Genomic DNA, 26,498 nt, shown 5'->3' on the forward strand with positions numbered 1-26,498 from the left:
ACAAAACGGAGACATATCATGACATGGTCCTTCACCCTCGGCCGCATACTCGGGTCGGAACTGAGGGTCCATGTCACCTTTTTTCTGCTAATGGCGTGGGTTGGATTTGCGGCCTATTCCAGCGGCGGCATCCCGGCAGCCATTGAAAACCTGATCTTTGTGCTGGCGCTGTTTGCCTGCGTTGTGGCGCATGAGTTCGGCCATGCGCTGATGGCCCGGCGCTTTGGGATCAAAACCCCTGACATCACATTGCTGCCGATCGGCGGTCTGGCGCGGTTGGAACGGATGCCGGACAATCCCAAACAGGAAATCTGGGTGGCGCTTGCCGGACCCGCAGTGAATATCGTGATCTGGGGTATCCTGGTGGTTCTGGGCGCTGGCATGCCGTTGGAGACGATGGCACAGATCGATTCAACCGAACCCGGATTGTTGAACCGGCTGGCCTATGTGAACCTGCTGCTGGCTGCCTTCAACATGATCCCCGCCTTTCCCATGGATGGCGGCCGTGTTTTCCGCGCGCTTTTGTGCCTCAGGATGGACCGGGTGCGGGCCACCAAGATGGCTGCAATAAGTGGCCAAGTTGTTGCGGTTGGATTTGGTTTCTGGGGGCTGAGCACCGGCAATCCGATCCTCGTTCTGATCGCGGTCTTTGTCTTTTTCGCCGCCAATTCCGAAAGCCAGGATGTTGCGATGCGGTCAATCGCGCGGCGGGTCTTGGCGCGGGATGCGATGATCACCGAGTTTCATGCCTTGACCCCGTCCGACACGCTGGCGACAGCGGCACAGGCAGTTATTCATACGACACAGCACGAGTTTCCGGTGCTTGGTGCGGACGGTCAACTGATGGGCTTCGTGACACGGGATCGGCTGTTTGCCGCGCTGGCAGGTGATCACCCAAGGTCCGACTCCGCGACGTCGATCATGGTGACCGACATCCCGCAGGTGCGACTGACGAGCGGGCTTGAGACCGTGCTGGACGGTCTGCGCAAAGGTGCCCCGGCCATCGCAGTCTGCGCGCAGTCCGGGGCCATGGTCGGATATATCACTCGCGAGAATATCGGTGAGTTGATGGTGATCCGCAGCCGCTGATCAGGCCGTTGCCAGAGCGTCTTGCAGCACCAAAATCACCGCCTCACGCGGGACGTCCGAGGTGACAAACGCCTCTCCGATCCCGCGCGCGAGAATGAAGCGCAACTGGCCGTCGATGACCTTTTTATCCTGTGCCATCAGATCGACGAGGGCCTCGGCATCCGGCAACTCTCCGGGGATGTCGGCCAGATCGGTCTTCATCCCCATCGCGCGCAGATGGGCGCGGACACGGCTTGGGTCTTCCTGCGAACACAGGCTAAGGCGCGAGGACAGTTCAAAGGCCAGCGCACAGCCGATGGCCACGCCCTCACCATGCAAAAGACGATCAGAATAACCGGTCGCGGCCTCAAGCGCATGACAGAAGGTATGGCCCAGGTTCAGCAGCGCGCGGTCGCCCTGTTCGGTCTCATCCCGTGCCACGATGTCGGCCTTCATCTGGACCGAGCGTGTCACGGCCCGCACCCGCGCGGCCATATCACCGCCGGACACATCCGTTCCGTTCTGCTCAAGCCATTCAAAAAAGGCCGCGTCCCCCAGCAGACCGTATTTCACCACCTCGCCATAGCCCGACAGGAAATCGCGCTGGGTCATGGTGCCCAGAACCGAGGTATCGGCCAGCACCAGTGACGGCTGATGAAACGCACCGATCAGGTTCTTGCCCTGCGGAGCATTGATTCCGGTCTTCCCCCCGACCGAGCTGTCGACCTGTGCCAGCAATGAGGTGGGGATTTGCACAAACCGCACTCCGCGCCGCAGAACCGCTGCGGCAAAGCCTACAAGGTCGCCAATCACGCCGCCCCCAAGGGCAACGACCACATCCCGGCGTTCAACCTTTTCGGCCAGCAGCCATTCGACCGTGCGCTCAAAATGCGGCCAGCTTTTCGTCGCCTCGCCCGCAGGCAAGGTCAGTGCCGTCATCTCAATGCCCGCCGTGGCCAAACCATCGCGCAGGGCGTCCAGATGCAGGGCACCCACATTCTCATCCGTTACAACGGCAACCTTGGACCGGTGCAGCAACGGGGCAATTCGGGTTCCAGCCTCGGCCAGCAGGTCCGGGCCGATTTCCACGTTATACGAGCGTTCGCCCAGCTCTACATGTACGGTTTGGTGCATTTACCTAAGTTCCAAAACGTCGGGGCGTGTCGCCAGCGCGTCCACCACCCGGTTCACCATATTGTCGATCGAGGTTTCGCCGTCGGATTCGGCGATCAGATCCGCTTGCTCATAAATCGGCACGCGCTGTTCATACAGACCGCGCAGCGTCGCATAGGGATCGTCCGTGCGCAGCAAAGGGCGCGTATCTTTATGTTTGACGCGGTTCCAAAGCACATCCAGATCGGCCCGCAACCAGACCGAGACGCCCCGGTCGGTGATCATCGCGCGGTTTTGTTCGGATAGAAACGCACCGCCGCCTGTGGACAGAATGCCTTTTTTCTCATCCAGCAGTCGCCCTATAACCTGGCTTTCCTTGGTTCGGAAAAACGCCTCACCATCGCGGGCAAAGATCTCGGGGATGGTCATATTGGCCGCTGATTCGATCTCGGCATCGCTGTCGAGAAAGGGAACATCCAGCCGCGCGGCCAAAGCACGACCCACTGCCGTCTTCCCTGCGCCCATCATGCCCACAAGAACCACCGTTTTGTGCAGTGCAAAGCGCTGATCAGGGGCCAGGTCAGAGGTGTTATGCTTAATTTCGCTCATTTCACCGTGAATGACGTGATCTTAAGAAAAATGCTAGCTATAACTATGACAAAAGAGAAAATTGGGGCAGCGTTGAGCAATGGGTCGTCTTATCAAGTTCCTGTTATATCTGATTTGCCTGTGTTTCATCGGGCTTGTGGCATATGCCTATCTGGGGCCGTTTTTCGGCGCCGATTTTTCCGCGCCGCAGGACGAGATTCGTGAGCCGGTCATCCTGAATGTCGAATAAGGCCACACTGGTCGCGCTGTTTCTGGCCGGATCAGCGCAGGCACAGCAGGAGCCGCTGTCGGTGATCGAGTGGTTGAACACTCCGACCGAGAACCTGCCGGGCACAGTGTTGCTGGAACCACCAGTAACGCAAAGCGGTGTGCAGCCGGATGTTGAGGTCACACCGCTTGAGGCCCTGTCACAGCCGTTGGGGCTGGTGTCCTCCTCGGTCACGGGGCTGCCGGTGGGCTTGTGGCAAAACAGTGATCCCGACCGGTTGGCACAGCTAATTGCCCGCGTTCCCGTCAAATACAACCCAGCCATGCAGCGGCTGCTGTTCACCCTGCTGCTGTCCGAAGCCCGCGCGCCAGCCGGGCCCGGTGCCGAAGAAACGCTGCTGTTGGCGCGGCTGGACCGGCTGATGCAACTGGGGGCCGCTGACCCGGTTCAGTCCCTCGTCCAACTGGCCGGTCCGACCGACAGCCGCGAAAGGTTTCAGCGCTGGTTTGATGCAACCCTGCTGACCGGTGACGAAGACCGCAGCTGCACCGCCCTGATCGCCCAACCCCATCTGTCACAGGACTATGCCGCGCAGATTTTCTGTAAGGCACGGCGCGGCGACTGGGCCTCTGCCGCATTGACGCTTGAGGCCGCGCACGCGCTACAGGTTCTCCCGCCCGAGGATCTGGATGTGCTGGACCGCTTCCTTAGCCCGGAACTGTTTGAAGACGCCGAATATCTGCCGCAACCCGACCACCCCGACCCGCTGAGTTTTCGCCTGTTTGAGGCGATTGGGGAACGTTTGCCTTCGGCCCCGTTGCCGCGCGCCTTTGCCAATGCGGACCTGCGCGACGTGGCAGGCTGGAAAGCTCAGATCGAAGCAGCCGAACGTTTGACGCGGATCGGTGCCCTGACCCCCAACCAGTTGCTGGGCCTTTATACCGAGCGTTCTCCGGCAGCATCCGGCGCGGTCTGGGACCGTGTTTCCGCCATACAGAAATTCGAAAGCGCCCTGAATTCCGGCAAGCCCGGCGCGGTGGCCAAAGCCCTGCCCGTTGTCTGGGAACAAATGCGCAGCGTCGGGCTTGAGGTTCCTTTCGCGGAACTGTTCGCCGGTCGCCTGTCGCAGACCACCCTGCCGGATCCGGCGGCAGAGGACTTGCGGTGGCGTATTTTGCTTTTGTCTGACCTCTATGAAACAGCGGCTCTGTCCCCGCCTGATCAATCGGTGGACACGCAGTTCCTGGCCGCTCTGGCGCAGGGTGATCCGGGGCGCGCCCGCAGCCCGTCACCCATGGCAGACGCAGTCGCGCAGGGCTTTGCTTGGGCCGCGCCTGTGCCCTCGGACATTGACGCAATGCTGGCCAATGACCAGCTGGGCGAAGCCATTCTGGAAACGATGGAACTGTTTGCCCATGGCGCACGCGGCAACCTCGTGGACCTGACGGCCGCGGTGGCAACGCTGCGCCGCGTGGGGCTTGAGGATACCGCCCGCCGCGCTGCGCTGAACCTATTGATCCTGCAGGACAGCTGATCATGACGGCCCCCGCAACATCGGACCTTTGGATTTCCACCTTCCTGCAGGCGCAGGCGGCCGAGTTGGGCGCGGCCAACAACACCCTTTTGGCCTATGGGCGCGACCTCAAGGATTTCGCAGCCTGGCTGGCGCGGCGTAAAACCGGCTTTGCCGACGCCGAGCGTGATCAGATCGAAAACTATCTGATCGATTGCGATGCGCAGGGGCTGGCCCAATCCACCCGCGCGCGGCGGCTGTCTGCGATCAAGCAGATTTACCGCTTTGCCTTTGAAGAAGGCTGGCGCGAGGCAAACCCCGCCATTCAGATCAAGGGCCCCGGACGTCAGAAACGCCTGCCCAAAACGCTGGACGTGCCCGAGGTCGACCGGTTGCTGCAAGCCGCCCGCGAAACCGGCCGCACCAAGGCCGACCGCGTGCGTAACACCTGCCTGATGGAGGTGCTTTACGCCACTGGCATGCGCGTGACCGAGTTGGTCTCATTGCCCGTCTCGTCCGCGCGCGGCGATCCGCGGATGCTGTTGGTGATGGGTAAAGGCGGGAAAGAGCGGATGGTGCCCCTGTCCCCCCCCGCGCGTGAGGCGCTGGCCGTTTGGTTGGTCCTGCGGGACGAGGCCGAAGATGACACAGTGGCCAAAGGCGGTCAGCGATCAAAATTCCTGTTCCCGTCACGCGGCAAGTCCGGACACCTGACCCGTCACATGTTCTTTCTGCTGGTCAAAGAGCTTGCCGTTCAGGGCGGCGTCTCACCGGAAAAGGTCACACCACACACGCTGCGCCATGCCTTTGCCACCCATCTTTTGGCCAACGGGGCCGATCTGCGATCCATCCAAACCCTGCTGGGCCACGCAGATGTCGCCACAACCGAGATTTACACCCATGTTCTGGACGAACGCCTTGCGGAACTGGTGCTTGAGCATCACCCGCTGGCGAAAGACCCCGAAGACAAGGGCTAACCCCTTGATCCGCAGAGGGCGCGGCCCCATAACGGATGCAGCAACACCTACAATCAAGGACCGATGGAACCCTCACCTTCTCTGATCGACGGCGCATTCTGGTTTACCACAGGCGCCATTCTGCTTTTGCTTGTCCTGTCGGGCTTTTTCTCGGGTTCTGAAACGGCTTTGACCGCCTCATCGCGCGGTAAGTTGCGGGCGCAGGCCGATAAAGGCTCGCGCGGGGCGCAAAAGGCGCTGGACATCACCGATGACAATGAACGGCTGATCGGCTCGGTCCTGCTGGGCAACAACCTGGTGAACATCCTTGCGGCCTCGCTGGCGACGGCCCTGTTCACGCGCCTGTTTGGCGAAAGCGGCGTGGCGCTGGCGACGCTGGTGATGACCCTGCTGGTTCTGATCTTTGCCGAGGTTCTGCCCAAGACCTACGCCATCACCAATGCCGAAAAAGCCGCCTCGCTGGTGGCCCCGATCATCAGCGTTGTGGTTACCGTCTTTTCCCCCGTGGTGGCAGCGGTGCGTGTGCTGGTGCGCGGCGTGTTGCGCCTGTTTGGCGTACAGATCGACCCCGACAGCAACATTCTGGCGGTGCGCGAAGAAATCGCCGGGGCCCTGCAACTGGGCCATTCCGAGGGCGTGGTCGAAAAAGAAGACCGCGACCGCATTCTGGGCGCGCTGGATCTGGGTGACCGCACGGTCGAAGAGATCATGCTGCATCGCTCGAATATTGAGATGATCGACGCCGATGACGCGCCTGAAACGATCCTTCAGCAATGCCTCAAAAGCCCGCATACCCGCCTGCCCGTTTTCCGGGATGAGCCTGAGAATATCGTGGGCGTGGTCCATGCCAAAGACCTGTTCCGCGCCATGTACGCCCATGCGGGCGGCACGGAAAATGACGCGAACCGGTTAGAGACCTTCGACATCTCGAAGGTCGCAAATGATCCGTATTTCGTGCCGGAAACCACCACTCTGGACGATCAGATGCGGGAATTCCTGCGCATGCACAGCCATTTTGCGCTGGTGGTGGACGAATACGGATCGCTGCGCGGCCTGATCACGCTTGAGGATATTCTGGAAGAGATTGTGGGTGAGATCGCTGATGAGTTCGACATCGAAGAAGACGTTCCTGTCACCCGCACCGATGACGGGCAGTTCCTGGTCGAAGGCGCAATGACCATCCGCGACGCCAACCGCGCGATGGACTGGTCCCTGCCTGACGAAGAGGCCAACACCATCGCGGGCCTTGTCATCCACGAGGCGCAGATGATCCCCGTCACCGGACAGGTCTTTGCGTTCCATGGGTTCCGTTTCGAAGTCACCGCACGCGAGGGCAACCGGATCACCGAGCTGAAGATCCGCCCCCTGTGACACCCGGTCCGCGACATGCCATGTCGTGAACGGAACAGTCAGCCCTGCCCCCTGCCCGCAGTCTTCGATCAAAAGACACAGGAGGTACAGAAATGCAGACCACAACTCGGGTAGCCGTCATCGGGGGCGGCGTTGTTGGCTGTTCGGTTCTGTATCACCTGACCAAGCTGGGCTGGTCCGATGTTATGCTGTTGGAGCGCTCGGAGCTGACCAGCGGCTCAACCTGGCATGCGGCGGGCGGGTTTCATACGCTGAACGGCGACACCAATATGGCCGCGCTGCAGGGTTATACGATCCGCCTGTACAAAGAGCTAGAAGAGATCACCAGCATGTCCTGCGGCTTGCACCATGTGGGCGGGGTTACGCTGGCCGACAATCAGGATCGGTTCGACATGCTGCTGGCAGAACGCGCCAAGCACCGGTTCATGGGGTTAGAGACCGAGATTGTCGGACCCGATGAGATCAAGAAGATCGCCCCTATCACAAATACGGACGGCATCATCGGTGCGCTGTATGATCCGCTGGACGGGCATCTTGATCCGTCGGGCACCACCCATGCCTATGCCAAAGCAGCCCGGATGGGTGGGGCCACGATCGAAACCCATTGTATGGTGCGAGAAACCAATCAGCGCCCGGATGGCAGTTGGGATGTGGTGACCGACAAAGGCACGGTTCACGCCGAGCATGTGGTTAACGCAGGCGGTCTCTGGGCGCGTGAGGTCGGCGCGATGGCCGGCGTCTATTTCCCGCTGCACCCGATGGAGCATCAGTATCTGGTCACCGATAACATCCCGCAGATCGAGGCGATTATCGACGCGGGCGGAGAGCATCCCCATGTGATGGACCCCGCCGGTGAAAGCTATCTGCGGCAGGAAGGGCGCGGGCTGTGCATCGGGTTCTATGAACAACCCTGCAAACCATGGGCGGTGGACGGCACCCCGTGGGAGTTCGGGCATGAACTGCTGCCCGACGACTATGACAAGATCACCGACAGCATTGAGTTCGCCTATCGCCGCTTTCCCGTTCTGGCCGAAGCCGGGGTGAAATCGGTGATCCACGGGCCCTTCACCTTTGCACCAGACGGGAACCCTCTGGTCGGGCCGGTGCCGGGGGTGCGGAATTACTGGTCGGCCTGCGGCGTGATGGCGGGCTTCAGTCAAGGCGGTGGTGTTGGCCTGACGCTGGCACAATGGATGATCGAGGGTGAGCCAGAGCGCGATGTCTTTGCGATGGACGTGGCGCGGTTCGGGGACTGGATCAGCCCCGGCTATACCCGCCCCAAGGTGATCGAGAATTATCAAAAACGGTTCAGCGTCGCCTATCCTAACGAAGAACTGCCCGCCGCGCGCCCCAATCGCACCACTCCGATGTATGACATCTTCAGCGATCTGGGCGCGGTCTGGGGGCAGCAATACGGGCTGGAAGTCGCGAACTATTTCGCGCAGGGCGATGAGCCGGGGTATGAGACGCCTTCGTTCCGGCGCTCGGATGCGTTTGACGCAACAGGGCGCGAGGTACAGGCCGTGCGCACCGCAGTCGGCATCAATGAGGTGCACAATTTTGGCAAATACCGCATCACCGGACCCATGGCCCGCGCATGGCTGGACCGGATCATGGCCGGACGCATTTCGCAACCGGGACGGGTATCCTTGACCCCCATGCTGTCGCCGAAGGGCAAGTTGATCGGAGACTTCACCGTATCCTGCCTGACTGACACAGAATTCAGGCTGACGGCGTCATACGGAAGCCAAGCGTTTCACATGCGCTGGTTCCTGCAAAACGCCCAAGACGGCGTGCAGATCGACAACATCAGCGACCGTCTGAATGGATTTCAGATCGCGGGCCCAAAGGCCGCCGAGGTGCTGGCCGCCTGCACCCGCGACGATGTTTCGAACATGCGGTTTCTGGATGTGCGGCGCATGACGGTTGGCATGACCGACTGCATCGTACAACGCGTCAGCTATACAGGTGACCTGGGGTTTGAGATTTACTGCGATCCCATGGCGCAAAGACAGCTGTGGTGGACTCTGTGGCAGGCCGGACAGCCGCATGGGATGGTCCCCTTTGGCATGCGCGCGATGATGAGCCTGCGGCTGGACAAGTTCTTTGGCTCGTGGATGCGAGAGTTTTCTCCGGATTACACCGCAGCAGAAACAGGGTTGGACCGGTTCATTGCCTTTTCAAAAGACGCCGATTTCATTGGCCGCACAGCCGCCGAACGGGACCGGGACGAAGGGTCTTCTCGCAAACTGGTCGCCTTTGAGGTCGACGCAGAAGATGCCGATGTAAACGCCTATGAGCCGATATGGCTGGACGGCGCGGTTGTCGGGTTCTGCACTTCGGGCGGCTATTCGCACTATGCGGGCAAATCCATCGCGATGGGCTTTCTGCCCGCTGACCGCGTGGCGGACGGATTAGAGGTTCAGATCGAAATTCTCGGCCAGTTGCGCGATGCCCGCGTAATCTCGGACCCGCTGTTTGACGCGGATGGTGCACGCATGCGGGGATGACACCGCGCCCAAGTGCGGGCATGGTAAGCGCATGACAGATATACCAATTCTTCTGCTGGCCGCCGGACAGTCCAGCCGCATGGGCGCGCAGGACAAGCTGATGCAGATTGTGGACGGTCAACCATTGCTGCGCCGTGCAACTCAGATTGCCAGGCGCGCGGCACCCGTGATTGTCGCCCTGCCGCCTGCCCCGCATCCCAGATACGAGGTGCTGCGCGATCTGGACGTACAGGGCGTGGAAATCCCCAATGCCAGCGAAGGTATGAATGCCAGCTTGCGCGGTGCGCTTGTCCATGTCCCCGACCACGCCCCCGCCGCCATGATCCTGCTGGCCGACCTGCCCGAGATCACGACACAAGACATTGAAACCGTGCTGGCGTCGGTGACGGCACACCCTGACCATCTGATCTGGCGCGGTGCGACGGCCAATAGCAAACCCGGACACCCGGTCGTGTTCGACCGCCGCCTGTTTGCACGGGTCAGCGACCTGACCGGCGATGAGGGTGCTCAATCCGTTGTTCGTGAAAACGCGGACAAAGTGCACTTGCAAACCCTGCCCGGTCAGAATGCGTTGATGGATCTGGATACGCCCGAGGATTGGGCCGCTTGGCGCGCAAAACGGGGTCTGTAAAAGAAACACGGCCCGGTCTGCAAAGACCGGGCCGGTACCCAAATTAGGACTACCACTTTTCATCAATCCCGGAAACGCGGCCAATAACGTCAATCGACATTCTGGCTATTCCGCCGCCGAACCTAAACAAGACCCCCTCGTTAACATGCCGCTCAGCGTTTCCAGCAACTGTGACAAGCCTTAGGCACCCCCTAGTGCCGTTCGGCTCCCCCTCGCTTGGGCACCTTCATCGTCACCCATCTGATGGATTCAAACAACGTAAAATTGGAAATAGCGGTTAATTTTGCGCGTATCAGAATGGTTTTTCCGCAACATTCTGAAAATCTGAATCAACCTAAGAGTGAATCTGTTTTGAGGGCAGAATCTTGGCAACTACCGTTAAACATAAACTCAGTTAGCTATCCGGTCCATTTGCTATAATTTGTTTTTGATAAGCCCAAACTTGCACCAAGCGAGCCACAACCCAAAGGTGTTCGGCTATCAGGTCGGGATTTGGGTGGGTGCTTTGTTAACGAAAATGATTCAATTCAACTCTTTTCGAGTGTTGTATTTCAGATCGGCAACAATCCACCGATTCGACACACAGCGATTCGCGCAAATCCTCCGATCTGCTCGGCTACACGGCGCACATAAAACGATCCATTTGTGGCAAAATTAAGTTTTCTTAACAATTCGCTCAGGAAACTCTCAGACTGTGTGCGCATCTCCTGTTTCAACGCGCGACCGCACTCGCGTGGGATAAACAGGAGATAAAAATGAGCATCCGCAAAACCTCGCTTCTTTTGCCCGGGACAGCAGCTTGGGTTGGCGCCGGCGCACTCAGCGCAGCTTTGCTGGCCACCACTGCCCTGCCGTCCATGGCTGACGAAGCCCTTGCCGATCTGGTCGAGACCGTATCCCCGTCGGTCGTCACCATCATCGCCGAGCAAAGCGCAGCTCCGGTACAGGCACAAGGTCAGGAATTCTTGCCGGAACAGCACCCGTTTGGAGAATTCTTCAAACGCTTTGGCGCGCCCGAAGGGTTTAACGCACCGCAGCGCGGACCTTCGCAGGGTCTGGGTTCGGGATTTGTGCTGGATCAAGACGGCTACATCATCACCAACCACCATGTTGTCGAAAACGCGGACAGCGTGACCGTCCGCCTGTCGGATGATCGCAGCTTTGACGCCGAAGTTATCGGCACCGACCCGCTGACCGATATCGCCGTTCTCAAGATCGACGCGGGTGACACGCTGCAGGCCGTCGAACTGGGCGACAGCGACGTGATCCGTGTGGGCGAAGACGTGGTGGCTATTGGCAACCCGTTCGGCCTGCATTCTACCGTGACCACCGGCATCGTGTCGGCCAAGGGGCGCAACATCTCGCAAGGGCCCTATGCCGAGTTCATTCAGACCGATGCTGCAATCAACAAGGGCAATTCAGGCGGGCCGCTGTTTAACATGGAAGGCGAAGTGATTGGCGTGAACTCGGCCATCTACTCACCCACCGGCGGGTCGGTAGGCCTGGGCTTTGCCGTGACATCGAACATTGTTGAACACATCGCAGCCGATCTGCGCGACGACGGTCAGGTCAGCCGTGGCTGGCTGGGCGTGTCGATCCAGAATGTCAGCCCCGAGATTGCGGCGGCCATGGGGATCGATGTCGCCAACGGTGCGCTTGTGTCCGATGTCGTTGACGGCAGCCCGGCGGATGGCGTGTTGAAGCAGGGTGATGTCATCCTGTCTTTCAATGACGAGGCCGTCGAGTCCAGCAGTGATCTGCCCATCCTTGTTGGCACCACCAAAGTCGGCAGCGACAGCGTTCTGACCGTTCTGCGGGATGGCACGGAACAGCAGATCGAACTGACCATAGGTCAGCATCAAAGCGCTTCGGCCGAGATTGACAAATCCGTCGACGAAACCGTCTCGGGCACCGCGTTGGGTGTCACGGTGGCCCCTTTGACCGACACAAACCGCGCTGACCTTGGGGTCGGTAAAAATGTCGACGGCGTGATCGTCACCGATCTGAACCCTGACAGCCCGGCGGCCAAAGCCGGTCTGCAGCGGGGTGACGTGATCGTCAAGCTGGGCAGCCAGGAAACTGCGACTCCGGACGCGCTGAAAGCGGCTCTGGACAGCGAAAAGACGGACCCTGCCCTGGTTTTGATCAACCGCGGCGGCAACCAGATCTTCGTGGCTGTCGAAGTCGCCTGATCGCTCATCTGCGCGCGCCACGTGATGGGGAAATCTGGCGGGCGCCTCCCTGGCGGGTTTGAATTGTCCGCAAACCGCCGGGACTGCCGGGTGCGCAGTGACGCACCCGGCACGTAATTCCCCATACAACCACGTGTTTTGGTTGGTAACTTGTGCTTTACTCCCGTTACGAAAGGAACTCTGATCATGAGCCGTCGCTTGCTGGTCGTCGAAGATGACGAAGAAACACGGGAGTTCATCGCCAAAGGGTTTGGCGAAGAGGGCTATATCGTCGAAGCCGCCGAAGACGGGCGCGAGGGCCTGTATCACGCCACGGATGGTGGGTTTGATGCCATCGTTTTGGACCGGATGTTGCCGGGGCTGGATGGTCTATCGCTGATCAAATCCATGCGCGCGGCGGGGGTGAAAACCCCGGTTCTGATGCTGACCGCCATGAGCGCGGTTGACGAGCGTGTCAAAGGGCTGCGCGCCGGTGCGGATGACTATCTGGTCAAACCGTTTTCCTTTCAGGAACTGCATGCCCGGATCGAAGCGCTGCTGCGCCGCCCGCAAGAGGCCGAGGAAAGCCCGACCCTGACCTGCCGCGATCTTGAGATGGATTTGCTGACCCGCAAAGTCACCCGCAACGGGCGCGAGATCACCCTGACCCCGCGCGAGTTCCAGATCCTAGAGTTCTTTCTGCGCCGGAAAAACCGCGTGGTGTCGCGCACCATGCTGCTGGAAGGTGTGTGGGATTACCATTTCGACCCCAACACCAATGTGGTGGACGTCCATATCTCCAAGCTGCGCCGTCAGCTGGACGAAGGGGGCGACGTGCCGCTGATTGAAACCGTCCGGGGTGCCGGCTATATGATCTCAGATGGATAACCTGCGGCTATCGTTCAACAATTCACGTACGCGTCTTGTTCTGGCCAGTATGGTGCTCAGCACGTTGCTGACCGCGACAGTGCTGGCGCTGGTGTATGTCACGGCGAACCGCAGTATCGAAGGCGAGACACGATCCGTCGTGTCCGCCGAACTGACCGGGCTGGCCGATGAATATGAACGCCGGGGTCTGATCGGCCTGCTGACCGCGATAGAACGCCGCCTGCCCTCGGCCTCGGAACGCGATGCGCTGTATCTGCTGACCGACCGCTTTGGCGCGAAACTGGCCGGCAACCTGAAGCAATGGCCCAATGATATTGCGGCAGGCAGCGGCTGGGTCGATCTTGAGCTGCGCCGCGCGGATAACGACCAGTTGGTGCCGATTTCAGCCGCCTCGATCCGCCTTCCGGGCGGCGAACGTCTGCTGGTCGGGCGCGATGCTTTGGCCCGCGAGCAATTCGACCGGGTCCTGCTGCGCTCGGTCGGGATCGCGCTGGCCATTGCACTCGCGTTGAGTGTCCTGACCGGGTGGCTGTTTACCCGCCTCGTATTTTCCCGCCTGTCCGACATTGCCAGCACGGCCGAAAACATCGTCTCGGGCGACTTGTCCCGCCGCATGCCCTTGCGTGGCACAGGTGATGAGTTCGATCAGGTGTCAGGAACGCTCAACACCATGCTGGACAGGATCGAAGAACTGGTCAGCAACCTGCGCACCACTTCGAATTCCATCGCCCACGACCTGCGCTCGCCCCTGTCGCGCCTCAAACAACGGGTCGAGGCGCTGTCCGACCCGGACAAGTCCGAGCAGGACCGGCAGATCGACGTCATTCGGGCCAGTACCGAAATCGACCACGTGCTGCGCGTTTTAGGGCAGTTGACGGACATCTCACGCGCCGAGGCTGGCGTGGGCCGCGATCAGTTCGAAACCGTGGACCTTGGGCAATTGGTGGCTGATGTGGTCGAGCTGTATGAGCCCGTCGCAAACGATCAGGGCATTCAGCTTGAGGTAACGGGCACCGCCGCACCCATCCCCGGACACCGCCCCCTGTTGTCTCAGGCGCTGTCCAACCTGCTGGAAAACGCGATGCGCTACGCGCCCGAGGATACGACGATCACCATCACCCTTAGCGAGGATGGGCCCTTTACCAATCTGAGCGTGCGCGATCAGGGCCCCGGTGTCCCGCAAGAGGATTTGAAGCGCCTGCAAATGCCCTTTGTGACCCTTGATCCGGCCCGAACCGAACGCAATGCGGGGCTGGGTCTGGCTTTGGTCGCGGCCATCGCCCATATGCACGAAGGCGGGTTTCAGGCCCGCAATGCCAACCCGGGTCTTGAGGCGATCATCCAGCTGAGCCACTAGGGTCAGCCAGGAATGCCTTCGGTCGCCATTGTCTTGTTCTTATAACGTTTATCCGCCGTCACATCCGCACCAAACCACGCGGGCGGCGTATAGCTGCGGGCTTCATCTTCGGTCTCGAACTCGACCTCGACCAGACGCAACGGGGCCAGATCCCCGGTGAAAACATCCAGCTCAAACACCCGGCCATCCGGCAACTCACCTGTGTAGCGTTCCTTCTCAACCCGTCGGCCTTCGGTTTCGGGCCAGAAGGTTTCGAACTGCTGCGATGAAATCTCGGCCTCACGCTCAACCCGGACCAACGCACCGCTGCCTTTCAGGGTCAGAAAATACCGGTCGTTCTTTTGACGCAGCCGCAGTTCGGTCGAATCCTCGGCGGCCGTCAGATAGCCCTGACGCACCACAGCTTTTTCCGCAGTACTGAGGTCCGGCATCTCTGCGACCAGGAATTTACGTTCAATTTCGGCACTCATTTCCCTGAACTCACTCCGTTTTCCAATTCTTTGAACAGGTTTTCATAAGCCGTACTCGCCGCGCTGCGCCCGGCATAAAGGCTTACCGGCGCGCGGTTTTGACCCATACGTTCAATATCGGCGGCAAAAGGTATTTCGGACGCAAGGAAGCGTTTCTTATAGAGCTTGCGCATCTGCTCCATCGTATCCAGATGCAGGGTTTTGCGCCGCTGCACCATCGAAAAGAACGCGCGCAGCTTTTTCTTTGGCAGGTTTTTCGCCTCAAAAAAGCTGACCAGTTGATCGAATGTGCGCTCTGAAAGGGTCGTCGGGATCACCGGGACCAATATCTGATCGGCGGCTTTGAAGATATTCTCGGACAGGGTCGAGAAATTCGGCGGGCAATCCAGAAGGACGATGTCGTAATCACTGCCCGCCGTGACCAGAGCCTTTTTCAGCCTTGAGCGTTTGTTTCGCATCCGCGACAGGAACACGTCGAAATCGCGAAAGGTCAGGTTTGCGGGCAGCACGTCCAGCCCTTCGAAGTCACTGGCACGGATCGATTTGGTGAACCGCGCGACATCCTCAAAGAACCGCGCATCTGTCAGTTTTTTCGAAGGTTTCACCCGAAAGTAAAAGCCCGACGCCCCCTGCGGATCAAGATCGCACAGCAGCACCTTGTACCCCGCCTGCGCATAGGCATAGGCGAGGTTCACCGAGGTCGCGGTTTTGCCCACGCCGCCCTTGTTACTGTAACACGCTATGATCTTCACGCCTCAGTCCTCCTTGTGGTGAAACAGGGTTCGGAACAGGTTTTGGATGTCCGGGCTGTCGAAATGCCTGAAATTTGCGATGACGCGGGCGCGCTCGGCCTTTTGGCGCTGATCAAGGACGGCGATCAGCCCGCCAACAGACATGGCAAACTGCGCATCTGCCCGCCCTTGAGTGTTGCTTTGCCCGTCAAGAAATTGCAACAGCGCGACTTGTTGGACGGAATAGTCGTTGAACAGGCCAAGGTTATCCTGAAGCTTTTTCAATGGCTTGATGAGCGTCTTGAAATCGCTTTTGTCAAAAAGCGGGCCAAAGAACTCCATCAGATAGCGCAGCTTTTTGCAATCGATCCGTAGCGCGTGCACCGCATCGTCCGGCGTGTCAGGCGTGATACGCCGCGCCTGTTTGCACACCTTGCGGTACCGCTTCCAAATCAGCGCGCAAGCATAGTCATAGGCTGCGCGGTCTGCATTTGGCCCCGGCTGAAGGTTCTTTGCGTCCGAAAACTGGGCCGAGAGTTCCTGCATCTGCCGATCATAAGTTGCACTGCGAAACCGGCGGGACAAGGTGGCCAAAACCTGCGCGCGCTCTTGGGCAAACTGCGCAAACATAGCCTCGGCGCCCGTGTGAAGATTAGACGGTATAAGATTGAAATAATTATCTTTCTCCAAAAGATAGACATCCAGATCCCGCAACCGCCCTGTGGGGGCCATAAGGTCAGAGAAAACCCGCTTTAACGCGATGGTCTGATCGGAAGAGAACACACCCTTGAACAAGCTCAGCACTGATCGGACACGCCGCAACGCGACGCGATAGTCATGCAGAAATTCCGTGTCGATGTCGGCGATCACGCCAGCCTCATTCTGGCGGGCGACGGAGATGAATGTGCGGATAATGTCTACCGCCACCTCGACCGAGGGTTCCCGCGTGCCCAGCTGAACCTCGGGCTTGGAGGTATAGGGAACGGCCTCGGGGAACAGGTGTTGAACTACTGCCTTAATATCTGCGGCCTTCGTTACCAATTTATCGCAAACGGCCTCATGGGCGCGGTCATATCCACGCATGGCCCGCACCTGCAACAGCGTCGCCTGCCCTTCGTCGGTTTTCAGAACGACCATGTCACCGCGCACTTGCGTTTTTTGCAGCTCATCCAACACGGCGAAACGGGTGGTTGTCATTGCGCCCGACCCGATGCTCATCAACGCGCGCAACTTGGGAAAACCTTTCAACGCCGCGCGCACTGGCCCGTCTGGCAAATCCTGAACGAACCGTCCTTTGCCAGAGCAGGCCTGCGAAAGCGCATCATCGTCAAACAAATGCAGCGCCCCGCCGACCTGAACCAGCATCCGGCCATCAGCGCGCAAATCCTGATCATGGCTGTCCAACAGGTCAAAGCTTTGCGCTGGCCCGGGTGCGTCAGCCTCTACCGACAGACCATTCAAATCATTCGATAATCCGCTAAAATTAATCGGGCCGAGCACGGCAACGAACCCCGCCATCACAACCGGGCCTTTCGCGGCGCATGAACATGGCCCTTCACCAGTGTCTTGGCGGCTTTCTGAACCTCGGACATTGGCATCCTCGTGACAGCTTAACATCATGAAATCGAACGGCCTGTTATCTGGCAAGTCCGATCTCAAAATGACCCTACGTCATGTCGACAGGAACGCAATGCCCCGTTAGAACGTGCCCATGCCTGATCCCGTCTCTTCCATCCGCAACCTCGGCCCCGCGTTCGAGCAAGCCTGCGCGCGGGCAGGTATCCACTCGGCCCAGCACCTGCGCGAAATGGGGGCAGATGCAGCCTATGCCAAATTGCTGCGAAACGGGTCGCGCCCACATTTCATTGGCTATTACGTGCTGGTGATGGGGTTGCAGGGACGCCCGTGGAACGACTGCAAAGGTGATGAGAAAAAGGCCCTGCGCGCGCGGTTTGACGCCATCAAAGCCAGTGCAACCACAGCACCCGAGACCCAGATGATTGCGGATTTGGATGCAATTGGAGTTAGGATCTCGGCCACAGACCTCAAACTCGCATAAAAAAGCCGCCCCCGTTAAAGGGAGCGGCCTGTCAGTCAAAGCTGAAACCGGCTTAGCCGACCAGTTCGATGCCCGAGAAGAAATAGGCGATCTCAACTGCTGCGGTTTCCGGTGCGTCGGAACCGTGGACCGAGTTTTCGCCAACCGATTCAGCGAACTCGGCGCGGATGGTGCCGGCGGCGGCGTCTGCGGGATTGGTTGCGCCCATGACTTCGCGGTTCTTGGCAATGGCGCCTTCGCCTTCCAGAACCTGCACAACGACCGGAGCCGACGACATGAATTCGCACAGTTCGTCATAGAACGGACGCTCGGCATGGACTTCGTAGAACTTGCCGGCTTGTTCTTTGGTCATGTGGATGCGCTTTTGCGCGACGATGCGCAGGCCGGCGTCTTCGAACTTGGCGTTGATCTTGCCAGTCAGGTTGCGGCGGGTTGCATCGGGTTTGATGATCGAGAATGTGCGTTCCAGTGCCATGTCGGCCTCTCCTTACAATGTGGCGCTTGGTGTGCGCCGAAATCCATCGCGCGCCGCGTAACACGGTATGCGGCGCAAGAAAAGCACTATGATGGCCTCAGTTTCAGATCGTGTCCGGCAACGGGTCGATACGATCCAGCCTGCGCACATAAAGAATGGCCAGAAGGCCCGCGAAACTGCTGGCGCTCATCATACCCAGCACAAGGAACGGGGCGTTTTCGGGGCTGACAAATGTGCCCGTCACAGTCGTCAGGATCGCCCCCAATGCAACGACCATTGCGCCGGACAGACCCGCCGCGCTGCCCGCCAGCTTGGGCCGTACCGACATCACCCCGGCCGAGGCGTTGGCGTTGGTCAACCCATTCCCGAAGCCCACGCAAATGGCCGAGCCGAAAAACACCCAGACCGATCCCATCCCTGCCAAAAACAGCAACAACCCGATGAAGGGCCCGGTTGAGGCCACGATGCGCCCTGTCAGGATCATCGTCGTCAGCCGGGTGCGTTTGGCGATGCGCCCGGTGATGAAGTTCCCCACCATGAAGCCACCCGTGATGATGCCGATCCCAAGGCCCAGCATGGCCGGGCTCAGATCGAACCATGCAGCGGCAACAAGCGGCGCGCCGGTGATAAAGCTGTAGAACCCGCCGATCGAGAACGCAGCACACAGCGCATAGCCCCAGAACCGGCGGGCGCGAAACAGATGCGGGTATTCGCGCAGCTGCGCGGCGAAGGTGGCGGATCGGTTGGTATTGGTCTCTCCCATATCCAGCCAGAGGAGCATGAACATCCCTGCCCCGAACACCGAATACAGGACGAACCCCGCCCGCCAGCCAAACAGCATGTCCAGCGCACCGCCCAGCATCGGACCCAGCATAGGCGCCAACGCCATCGCCATCGCCACATAGCCCAGCTTGCTGGCAGCCTCATTCGGCGCGAACTGGTCACGGATCGAGGCGCTGGACAACACCGGTCCTGCCACCACCGCCGCCTGCAACATGCGGAACCCCAGAAAGACCCAGATCGACTCGGCCAGAACGCAGCCCAGTGAGGCGATCGCAAAGACACCCATCCCGATCAGTAAAATGGGCCTGCGTCCGAACCGGTCTGACAAGGGGCCAAGGATCAGTTGCAGGCAGGCCGAAATCGCCAGATACCCGGCCAGCGAAAAGTTCACCAAGGCATAATCGACCTGAAAATCCTCGGCCATCCGCGCCAGTGACGGCAGGAACATGTTCAGCGACAGCACCGACAGGGCCGTCGCGCAGATCAGTGTCACCAGGGATGGGGGCGTCCGGGCCGCGCGCATGGGGCAAATAACCGTCTGAAATCCAACCGGACCAGCGCTAACACATCCGCCGCGCATTGAACATGCCAAGCGGCTGGCGGCGGCATCACGGCTCTGCTAAGAGCGGCGCATGTTACGGATCGAAGACATCAATTACGCCGTCGAAGGTCGCCCTTTGTTCGACGGGGCCAGTGCAACCATTCCCGATGGGCACAAGGTCGGGCTTGTGGGCCGCAATGGCACCGGCAAGACCACCCTGTTTCGCCTGATCCGGGGGGAACTGGCACTGGAATCGGGCAATATCGTGCTGCCCAAACGCGCGCGGATCGGTGGCGTGGCGCAAGAGGTGCCCTCGTCCGATGTCTCGCTGATCAACACGGTTCTGGCCGCCGATATCGAACGTAGTACCCTAATGGCCGAGGCAGAAAGCGCCCAAGACCCCACGCGCATTGCCGAGATCCAGACCCGTCTGGCCGATATCGACGCCTGGTCAGCCGAGGCGCGCGCGGCCTCGATCCTCAAAGGGCTGGGGTTCGATGATGAGGATCGGCTGAAACCCTGTTCCGATTTCTCGGGCGGGTGGAGGATGCGCGTGGCGCTGGCGGCGGTGCTGTTTTCGCAGCCCGATCTGCTGTTGCTGGACGAACCAACCAACTATCTGGACCTTGAAGGCGCGCTGTGGCTGGAAAGCTATCTGGCCAAGTACCCTCATACGGTCATCATCATCAGCCACGACCGCGGGCTGCTTAACCGCGCGGTGGGATCGATCCTGCATCTGGAAGACCGCAAGCTGACCTATTACGCGGTGCCTTACGACAAATTCGCCGAACGCCGCGCCGAACGTATTGCGCAGGCAGAATCGGAAAACGCAAAGGCCAAGGCGCGCATCGCCCATCTGCAAAGCTTTGTCGACCGGTTCCGCGCTAAGGCCACCAAGGCTGTGCAGGCCCAGTCGCGCCTGAAGATGATCGAGCGCATCCAGTTGGTCTCGACCCCGCAAGAGGCCGCCCTGCGCGCGTTTTCCTTCCCCGAGCCCGAGGAACTGTCGCCCCCGATCATCCATATTGAGGGCGGCGTGACCGGCTATGGCGACACCGAAGTGCTGCGCCGCCTGAACCTGCGCATCGATCAGGACGACCGGATCGCGCTGCTGGGCAAGAACGGTCAGGGCAAGTCTACGCTCTCCAAGCTGCTCTCGGATCGCCTGCCCCTGATGGCGGGCAAGATGACCCGCAGCTCCAAGCTGCGCATCGGGTATTTTGCGCAGCATCAGGTGGATGAGCTTTATGTGGACGAAACGCCGCTGGACCATTTGCGCCGCCTGCGCCCCGATGAGGCCCCGGGCAAATGGCGGTCGCGGCTGGCGGGGTTCGGACTGAACGCGGATCAGGCAGATACGCAGGTCGGACGTCTGTCGGGCGGCCAGAAAGCGCGCCTGTCGCTGCTGCTGGCCACCATCGACGCGCCGCATATGCTGATCCTGGATGAGCCGACCAACCACCTCGACATCGAAAGCCGCGAGGCGCTGGTCGAGGCGCTGACCGCTTATTCTGGCGCGGTTGTGCTGGTCAGCCATGATATGCACCTGCTGTCGCTGGTGGCGGACCGGCTTTGGCTGGTCTCGGACGGGACGGTCAAGCCGTTTGAGGGCGATCTGGAAGCCTACCGCGCCCTGCTGTTGGCCCGGGACAAGCCGGTCAAAGAAAAGCCCGCGGCGGCCAAGCCCAAACGCCCATCCCGCGACACTATTCTGGCCCTGCGCGCCGATCTGCGCAAATGCGAGGACCGGATCGAAAAGCTGACCGATATGCACGACAAGCTCTCGGCCAAGCTGGCGGACCCGGCGCTGTACGAAGACGACAAGATCAACGATCTGGAAACCTGGAACCGCAAATTTGCCGAGGTGGTCGAAGCCATGCAAAAGGCCGAAACCCTGTGGGTCGCCGCCGCCGAGCGCCTTGAACAAGCCGAGACGACCACATGATGGATTTTGCCTTTTTCATCACCGCCTTCACCACCCTGTTCGTGGTGATCGACCCGTTCGGCACCACGCCGATTTTCGTGGCGCTGACGCAGGACATGGATGCCAGAACCCGGCGCAAAACCGCGATCCGCAGTTGTCTGACGGCTGTTGGCATCCTGATTGCCTTTGCCGCCTTTGGCGAGGCGCTTTTGGGGTTCGTCGGTATCTCAATGGCCGCCTTCCGCGTTGCCGGTGGGGCGCTGCTGTTTCTGACCGCGCTGGACATGCTGTTTGACCGCCGCACCAAACGGCGCGAGGACCGCGCCGAGGAAGAGGAACACCCCGACCCTTCCGTGTTCCCTCTGGCCATTCCGCTGATCGCGGGCCCGGGATCGATTGCAACGATCATTCTGCTGGCAGGGCAACATCCTGGTGTTCTGGGCATTGTCGAGGCCTGTCTGGTCATGCTGGCGGTCATGGCGGTGGTTCTGACCTTTTTCCTGTCAGGCGGTCTGATTGCGCGCATTCTGGGCAAAACCGGTCTGAACGTATTGACCCGCCTGCTGGGAATGTTGCTGGCGGCCTTGTCGGTTCAATTCATTCTGGATGGCCTCAAGGCCTTTGGATTTGCCTCCTGACCCCCCATATATCCAACAGGTAAGTGTTTAGGAAAACGGTATGGACGGCGACAACATCGGGCGTTTGGTATATCTGGTTGTGCTTGGGACGGCCGTGGTGTTCTGGTTCGTGTCGCAAAACCGTCAGTCGCTGAATAAAACCCTGCAACAAGCCATGGCCTGGGTGTTTATCTTTGTCGGCGTCATTGCGGTTGTCGGACTGTGGGAAGACATCCGCTCGACCGTAGGCCCTGCCCCGCAGATGACCGTGACCGGAGAAGCGATCGAGGTTCCGCGCGCCAGCGATGGTCACTATTACCTACCCGTGATCGTGAACGGAGAGCCGATCACCTTTCTCGTCGATACCGGTGCCAGTCAGATCGTTCTCAGCGATCAGGACGCCCGGCGTATCGGAGTCGACCCCGATCAACTGAACTATTTCGGCCGCGCCTTTACCGCGAACGGAGAGGTGCGCACTGCACCCGTCCGGCTGGACAGTCTTGAACTGGGGCCGATCACTGATCACGGTGTCTCGGCCTGGGTGAATGAGGGCGATCTGCGCCAGTCCCTGCTGGGCATGGATTACCTGCACCGGTTTTCGAATATCCAGTTCACTAATGGCCGCATGATCCTGTCGCGGTGACAGCATTCCATTATTGAGAACAAAGTAAGAACATGCTAACCTGACGGCATGTCCATCCACCTGACTGACCGCAAGCCATCGCACAAGGCGCAGGGGCTGGCGCTGAACCCTCAGATCACCCTGCAAACGGGCCGCGTGCACGAAGCATGTGGCCCGGCCCGGCGCAGCTTTGCCATGTGGCTGGCCGGTCAGGCACAGGGCCCGGTGTTGTGGATTGCCCCCGCGTGGGAGCCGGGCCAGCTGAACCCCGATGGTATGATGCCCTTTGCCGATCCCGCCCGGTTCATCTTTGTTCGCCCCACCCGCGCCGAAGATATTCTATGGTGTCTGGAAGAAGCCCTGCGCAGCGGGGCGATCCCGCTGATCATCGGCGACCTGCCGGGCGCACCGGGGCTGACACCCGTGCGGCGCATGCATCTGGCCGCCGAACAGGGCGGCACACTGGGGCGAGCACCGCTGGGTCTGCTGCTGACGCCCGGCGATGGTGGCGCACAGGGAATTGAGACGCGCTGGCACATGGCCGCTGATCATGCCGGAGAGGCCCGCCGCTGGCGTTTGACCCGCCGCCGTGCCCGCGCCCTGCCCCCGGTCACATGGCAGGCCACCCAGACCAAAGCGCGCGCTGGTCTGAACCTGACACAGATCGGGGCTGACGATGTAATGGCGTGACACCTCACGCGGTTCACAAAACTTGTGACTGGCAAAACCCCCGCCCCCGCCCTAGCGTTCCGGGATGACCCACGCGATCCACGATAGCCGCTATTCCTGGCTGCGCCTGCTGATCACTCTGGCAATTGCCATGGTGGCGAATGTGGGAATGTGGGCGGTTATCGTGGTGATGCCCGCCATCGAGACACAGTTCGATGCCGGTCGGGCCGAAGCCTCGCTGCCTTATGTCCTTTCGATGATCGGCTTTGCGCTGGGAAACATGTGGCTGGGCCAGCTGGTCGACCGCATGGGCGTGACCAAAGCACTGATCGGTGCTGCCATTCTAAGCGCCATCAGCTATCTGCTGGCGACGCTGGCCCCAAACATGCTGCTGTTGTCGCTGGCGCATCTGTTGCTGGGGTTGGGCACTTCGATCGGGTTCGGGCCGCTGATCGCCGATATCTCGCACTGGTTCATGAAACGGCGCGGCATTGCCGTCGCTCTGGTGGCCAGCGGCAATTATCTGTCGGGCGCTATCTGGCCCACCATGCTGTCCGGCATTCTGGCCCGAGACGGGTGGGAGCAGGTGTATCTGACGCTTGCCCTGATGACCCTGATCGTGGTGATCCCCCTGTCCCTGCTGCTGCGCCGTCAGGTACCGGCCGAGGCGCACCGGACCGCCGCCGCCAATGCCCAGCTCAACGCGCGCAGCGTCGGCATATCACCCCGCGCCCTGCAATATATTCTGGGTCTGGCCGGGATCGGCTGCTGCGTGGCGATGTCGATGCCCCAAGTTCATATCGTGTCCTATTGTGTCGGACTGGGCTATGGCCCTGCCGTGGGGGCCGAGATGCTGTCTCTGATGCTGCTGGGCGGTGTGGTCAGCCGCGTCATCTCAGGCGTGGTTGCGGATAAGCTGGGCGGGCTGATGACCCTGCTGATCGGCTCGGTCCTGCAATGTATCGCCCTGTTCCTGTTCCTGCCCTATGACGGCATGGTTTCGCTTTATATCATCAGTCTGATGTTCGGTCTGGCTCAGGGTGGCATCGTTCCCAGCTATGCTTTGGTGGTCCGCGAATACATGCCCCCGCAAGAGGCCGGAGCGCGGGTCGGCTTTGTGATGATGATGACAATCATGGGCATGGCACTGGGCGGATGGATGTCCGGCTGGATTTACGACGTCACCGGAAATTACCAACTGGCCTTTATCAACGGCATTCTCTGGAACGGGATCAATATCGCCATTCTGCTGATGCTGCTCCACCGCTCACGGCCCCGCAGGCAAGAGGTTCTCGCATGATACACCCGACACGACGCACATTGCTTGCCATTCTGACCGGGCTTGCCCTGACCGGGCCTGCATTTGCCGCCCCCGACGCCTATGAGCTTGTCCCGGATGAGACATCGGTCGATTTCACCTTTGACCTGTCAGGCATATCGCAATCAGGCACCATGCCGATCGAGTCCGCCGAGATCGAGATCGACCTGAACGACTTGCTCAACAGCCGCGTGGACGTCGTTCTGAACGTGGCCAAAGCCCGCACAAAACTGCCCTTTGCGCGCAAACCTATGCTTAGCGAAAGCGTGCTGGACGCCAAGGAGTTTCCAGTGATCCAATTCGTTTCGACCGACGTGCAGCTTGGCGAAAGCGGGCGCATCTCGGGCGGGGCCACGATAACGGGTGAGCTGACGGTGCGCGGCGTCACCCGACCGATTGTCCTAAGGGCCGCCCTGCACCGCCCCCCCGGCAGCGCCGCCGACAATCTCGACGATCTGTCCATTCGCCTGACCGGCGCGTTGAACCGTCATGATTTCGGGGCATCCGGCTATCCCGATCTGGTGCAGGACACCGTGGGGCTGGACATCCGGGCCGAAATCAAACGCGCGGAATAGGTCAAAAACGACGCCGACAGGTCGATAAGCCGCGCGCATTTCACCCCGAAAGCCACAAGCTGGTGTCACTATGCGCACGATCATTTCCTTTGCAGCCTTGTTTCTGTCGGTCATTCTCTTGCAGCTGTCGACCGGAGGCGTTGGGCCTCTGGATGCCATATCGGGGCTGACGCTGGACTTTTCGACCGAGCAGATCGGTCTGCTGGGTTCTGCGCATTTCATCGGGTTCTTTGTCGGATGCTGGTGGGCCCCGCGTCTGATGGGCAGTGTCGGCCATTCCCGCGCCTTTGCCGTGTGCACGGCCTTGGGCGCGATGGGTCTGCTGGGCCATACCCTGACCGAGAACCCGAATATCTGGGCCATCCTGCGGATCGCATCGGGCACCTGTGTGGCCGGGTGTTATACGGTGATCGAAGCATGGCTGAACGCCAAGGTCACAAACGAGTCGCGCGGTCGTGTCATGGGTAGCTACCGCATCGCCGATCTGGGTGCGTCGCTCTGCGCGCAGTTAATCATCGCGGTGCTGCCGCCTGCCTCTTACGTATCATACAACCTGCTGGCCATTTTGTGCTGTGCCTCGCTGCTGCCCCTGGCCCTGACGCGGGCCAGCCAACCCAAGACACCCGAGGCACCGCGCCTGCGGCCCAGACTGGCCTGGGCCAATTCGCCCCTGGCCGTGGCCGGGGTGATTGTGTCGGCGCTCAGCTCAGCCTCGTTTCGCATGGTCGGCCCGGTCTATGGGCAAGAGGTGGGCCTGGGCGTGGATCAGATCGCCTTTTTCCTGGCGTCTTTCGTTCTCGGCGGCGCGCTGGCGCAATATCCGCTGGGATGGCTGGCCGACAAATATGACCGGCGGTGGGTGCTGATCTGGCTGTCAGCCGCCGCCGTGCTCAGCTGCGGCATCACCATGGCGGCCAGCGGCTCGGGCACCTTGGGCGTCATGCTGGCGGCCGGATTCTTTGGGCTGACCACTTTCCCGATCTTCTCGGTCTCTTCTGCCCACGCCAATGACTTTGCCACCACCGAACAGCGGGTTGAGCTGTCGGCCGCACTGATGTTCTGGTACGCGCTGGGGGCGATTGCATCGCCCTATATTTCATCCACGCTGATCCAGCAGTTTGGGCCGGGCGCGCTGTTCGCCTTTGTCGCAGTCGGCCATCTGGGGCTTATCCTGTTCGGCCTTGCCCGAATGCGCTCGCGCCCGACACCGGATGCGCGTACGAATTATGTCTATGCGCCGCGCACGTCCTTTACCATCGGGCGCTTGCTGAAACGGTCGCGCGAAGAATAAAGGGCCG

25 protein-coding genes are annotated in these 26,498 nt (G+C 60.3%); 18 read left to right on the forward strand and 7 right to left on the reverse strand.

Going from position 1 to position 26,498, the window contains the following annotated elements:
* Window positions 1-18 precede the first annotated feature (18 nt).
* On the forward strand, window positions 19-1,089 hold the full coding sequence (locus ACRZ94_RS01550; RefSeq protein WP_480650864.1) for a site-2 protease family protein: 1,071 nt from the start codon (window positions 19-21) through the stop codon (window positions 1,087-1,089).
* On the opposite strand, the gene aroB is transcribed toward ACRZ94_RS01550, so the two are convergent.
* A complete protein-coding gene (aroB, locus tag ACRZ94_RS01555; protein ID WP_480650863.1) occupies window positions 1,090-2,202 on the reverse strand; it encodes a 3-dehydroquinate synthase in 1,113 nt (370 codons plus the stop codon).
* A complete protein-coding gene (locus ACRZ94_RS01560; RefSeq protein ID WP_480650861.1) occupies window positions 2,203-2,790 on the reverse strand; it encodes a shikimate kinase in 588 nt (195 codons plus the stop codon). It lies immediately after the preceding gene.
* Window positions 2,791-2,869: 79 nt separating this feature from the next.
* On the opposite strand from ACRZ94_RS01560, the gene ACRZ94_RS01565 reads away from it, so the two are divergent.
* The 9 genes from ACRZ94_RS01565 to ACRZ94_RS01605 all read left to right on the forward strand — a co-directional run bounded on the left by ACRZ94_RS01565 (window position 2,870) and on the right by ACRZ94_RS01605 (window position 14,416).
* Window positions 2,870-3,019, forward strand: a complete 150-nt coding sequence (locus tag ACRZ94_RS01565) for a hypothetical protein (RefSeq protein ID WP_170742601.1) — start codon at window positions 2,870-2,872, stop codon at window positions 3,017-3,019.
* Entirely contained in the window at window positions 3,009-4,532 is a 1,524-nt protein-coding gene (locus ACRZ94_RS01570) for a hypothetical protein (RefSeq protein ID WP_480796516.1), read from the forward strand. Before ACRZ94_RS01565 ends, ACRZ94_RS01570 begins: the two co-directional genes overlap by 11 nt.
* 2 nt (window positions 4,533-4,534) lie before the next feature.
* A complete protein-coding gene (locus ACRZ94_RS01575; RefSeq protein ID WP_480796517.1) occupies window positions 4,535-5,488 on the forward strand; it encodes a tyrosine recombinase in 954 nt (317 codons plus the stop codon).
* 63 nt (window positions 5,489-5,551) lie between these two features.
* The gene (locus ACRZ94_RS01580; protein ID WP_480796518.1) at window positions 5,552-6,859 is read left to right on the forward strand and encodes an HlyC/CorC family transporter; all 1,308 of its coding nucleotides are present in this window, start codon (window positions 5,552-5,554) and stop codon (window positions 6,857-6,859) included.
* 92 nt (window positions 6,860-6,951) lie between these two features.
* Window positions 6,952-9,369 carry a GcvT family protein gene (locus tag ACRZ94_RS01585; protein WP_480796519.1) on the forward strand — a complete coding sequence of 806 codons (2,418 nt, stop codon included), beginning with the start codon at window positions 6,952-6,954 and terminating at the stop codon, window positions 9,367-9,369.
* A gap of 31 nt (window positions 9,370-9,400) precedes the next feature.
* Window positions 9,401-10,000, forward strand: a complete 600-nt coding sequence (locus ACRZ94_RS01590) for a nucleotidyltransferase family protein (protein ID WP_480796520.1) — start codon at window positions 9,401-9,403, stop codon at window positions 9,998-10,000.
* A 755-nt stretch (window positions 10,001-10,755) separates the two neighbouring features.
* Window positions 10,756-12,192, forward strand: a complete 1,437-nt coding sequence (locus tag ACRZ94_RS01595; RefSeq protein ID WP_480796521.1) for a Do family serine endopeptidase — start codon at window positions 10,756-10,758, stop codon at window positions 12,190-12,192.
* A gap of 186 nt (window positions 12,193-12,378) precedes the next feature.
* On the forward strand, window positions 12,379-13,059 hold the full coding sequence (locus ACRZ94_RS01600) for a response regulator transcription factor (protein ID WP_480650847.1): 681 nt from the start codon (window positions 12,379-12,381) through the stop codon (window positions 13,057-13,059).
* Window positions 13,052-14,416, forward strand: coding sequence for a sensor histidine kinase (locus ACRZ94_RS01605; RefSeq protein ID WP_480650846.1), 1,365 nt, complete (start codon window positions 13,052-13,054; stop codon window positions 14,414-14,416). The genes ACRZ94_RS01600 and ACRZ94_RS01605 overlap by 8 nt, the downstream gene beginning before the upstream one ends.
* Before the next feature lie 2 nt (window positions 14,417-14,418).
* On the opposite strand, the gene ACRZ94_RS01610 is transcribed toward ACRZ94_RS01605, so the two are convergent.
* Genes ACRZ94_RS01610 through ACRZ94_RS01620 form a run of 3 tightly spaced genes read right to left on the reverse strand, consistent with a single transcriptional unit; the run spans window position 14,419 to window position 17,078 of the window.
* On the reverse strand, window positions 14,419-14,886 hold the full coding sequence (locus tag ACRZ94_RS01610; RefSeq protein WP_480650844.1) for a CYTH domain-containing protein: 468 nt from the start codon (window positions 14,884-14,886) through the stop codon (window positions 14,419-14,421).
* Window positions 14,883-15,638, reverse strand: a complete 756-nt coding sequence (locus ACRZ94_RS01615) for a ParA family protein (RefSeq protein WP_480650842.1) — start codon at window positions 15,636-15,638, stop codon at window positions 14,883-14,885. Before ACRZ94_RS01615 ends, ACRZ94_RS01610 begins: the two co-directional genes overlap by 4 nt.
* A 3-nt stretch (window positions 15,639-15,641) precedes the next feature.
* Complete coding sequence (locus ACRZ94_RS01620; protein ID WP_480650840.1) at window positions 15,642-17,078, reverse strand: CHAD domain-containing protein; 1,437 nt, start codon at window positions 17,076-17,078, stop codon at window positions 15,642-15,644.
* Window positions 17,079-17,328: 250 nt separating this feature from the next.
* Here ACRZ94_RS01620 and ACRZ94_RS01625 point away from each other — a divergent pair, with 250 nt between their 5' ends.
* Window positions 17,329-17,676 carry a TfoX/Sxy family protein gene (locus tag ACRZ94_RS01625; RefSeq protein ID WP_480650838.1) on the forward strand — a complete coding sequence of 116 codons (348 nt, stop codon included), beginning with the start codon at window positions 17,329-17,331 and terminating at the stop codon, window positions 17,674-17,676.
* A 52-nt stretch (window positions 17,677-17,728) separates the two neighbouring features.
* On the opposite strand, the gene ndk is transcribed toward ACRZ94_RS01625, so the two are convergent.
* Together ndk and ACRZ94_RS01635 are read right to left on the reverse strand one after the other, a co-directional pair.
* Window positions 17,729-18,151, reverse strand: coding sequence for a nucleoside-diphosphate kinase (gene ndk, locus ACRZ94_RS01630; RefSeq protein WP_170352964.1), 423 nt, complete (start codon window positions 18,149-18,151; stop codon window positions 17,729-17,731).
* A 103-nt stretch (window positions 18,152-18,254) separates the two neighbouring features.
* Window positions 18,255-19,457: a multidrug effflux MFS transporter gene (locus ACRZ94_RS01635; RefSeq protein ID WP_480650835.1), complete on the reverse strand. Its 1,203-nt coding sequence runs from the start codon at window positions 19,455-19,457 to the stop codon at window positions 18,255-18,257.
* A gap of 109 nt (window positions 19,458-19,566) precedes the next feature.
* Here ACRZ94_RS01635 and ACRZ94_RS01640 point away from each other — a divergent pair, with 109 nt between their 5' ends.
* The 7 genes from ACRZ94_RS01640 to ACRZ94_RS01670 all read left to right on the forward strand — a co-directional run bounded on the left by ACRZ94_RS01640 (window position 19,567) and on the right by ACRZ94_RS01670 (window position 26,491).
* Window positions 19,567-21,420: an ABC-F family ATP-binding cassette domain-containing protein gene (locus ACRZ94_RS01640; protein WP_480796522.1), complete on the forward strand. Its 1,854-nt coding sequence runs from the start codon at window positions 19,567-19,569 to the stop codon at window positions 21,418-21,420.
* On the forward strand, window positions 21,417-22,037 hold the full coding sequence (locus ACRZ94_RS01645; protein WP_480650831.1) for a MarC family protein: 621 nt from the start codon (window positions 21,417-21,419) through the stop codon (window positions 22,035-22,037). Before ACRZ94_RS01640 ends, ACRZ94_RS01645 begins: the two co-directional genes overlap by 4 nt.
* 40 nt (window positions 22,038-22,077) lie before the next feature.
* Window positions 22,078-22,659, forward strand: coding sequence for a retropepsin-like aspartic protease family protein (locus ACRZ94_RS01650; RefSeq protein WP_480796523.1), 582 nt, complete (start codon window positions 22,078-22,080; stop codon window positions 22,657-22,659).
* A 48-nt stretch (window positions 22,660-22,707) separates the two neighbouring features.
* Window positions 22,708-23,328 carry an ImuA family protein gene (locus ACRZ94_RS01655; protein ID WP_480796524.1) on the forward strand — a complete coding sequence of 207 codons (621 nt, stop codon included), beginning with the start codon at window positions 22,708-22,710 and terminating at the stop codon, window positions 23,326-23,328.
* Window positions 23,329-23,392: 64 nt separating this feature from the next.
* On the forward strand, window positions 23,393-24,607 hold the full coding sequence (locus ACRZ94_RS01660; RefSeq protein WP_480796525.1) for an MFS transporter: 1,215 nt from the start codon (window positions 23,393-23,395) through the stop codon (window positions 24,605-24,607).
* Window positions 24,604-25,200 carry a YceI family protein gene (locus ACRZ94_RS01665; protein ID WP_480796526.1) on the forward strand — a complete coding sequence of 199 codons (597 nt, stop codon included), beginning with the start codon at window positions 24,604-24,606 and terminating at the stop codon, window positions 25,198-25,200. The genes ACRZ94_RS01660 and ACRZ94_RS01665 overlap by 4 nt, the downstream gene beginning before the upstream one ends.
* A 70-nt stretch (window positions 25,201-25,270) precedes the next feature.
* Window positions 25,271-26,491 carry an MFS transporter gene (locus ACRZ94_RS01670; RefSeq protein ID WP_480650821.1) on the forward strand — a complete coding sequence of 407 codons (1,221 nt, stop codon included), beginning with the start codon at window positions 25,271-25,273 and terminating at the stop codon, window positions 26,489-26,491.
* Window positions 26,492-26,498 lie beyond the last annotated feature (7 nt).

The sequence above is a fragment of the Ruegeria sp. CH10 genome (assembly GCF_056537125.1).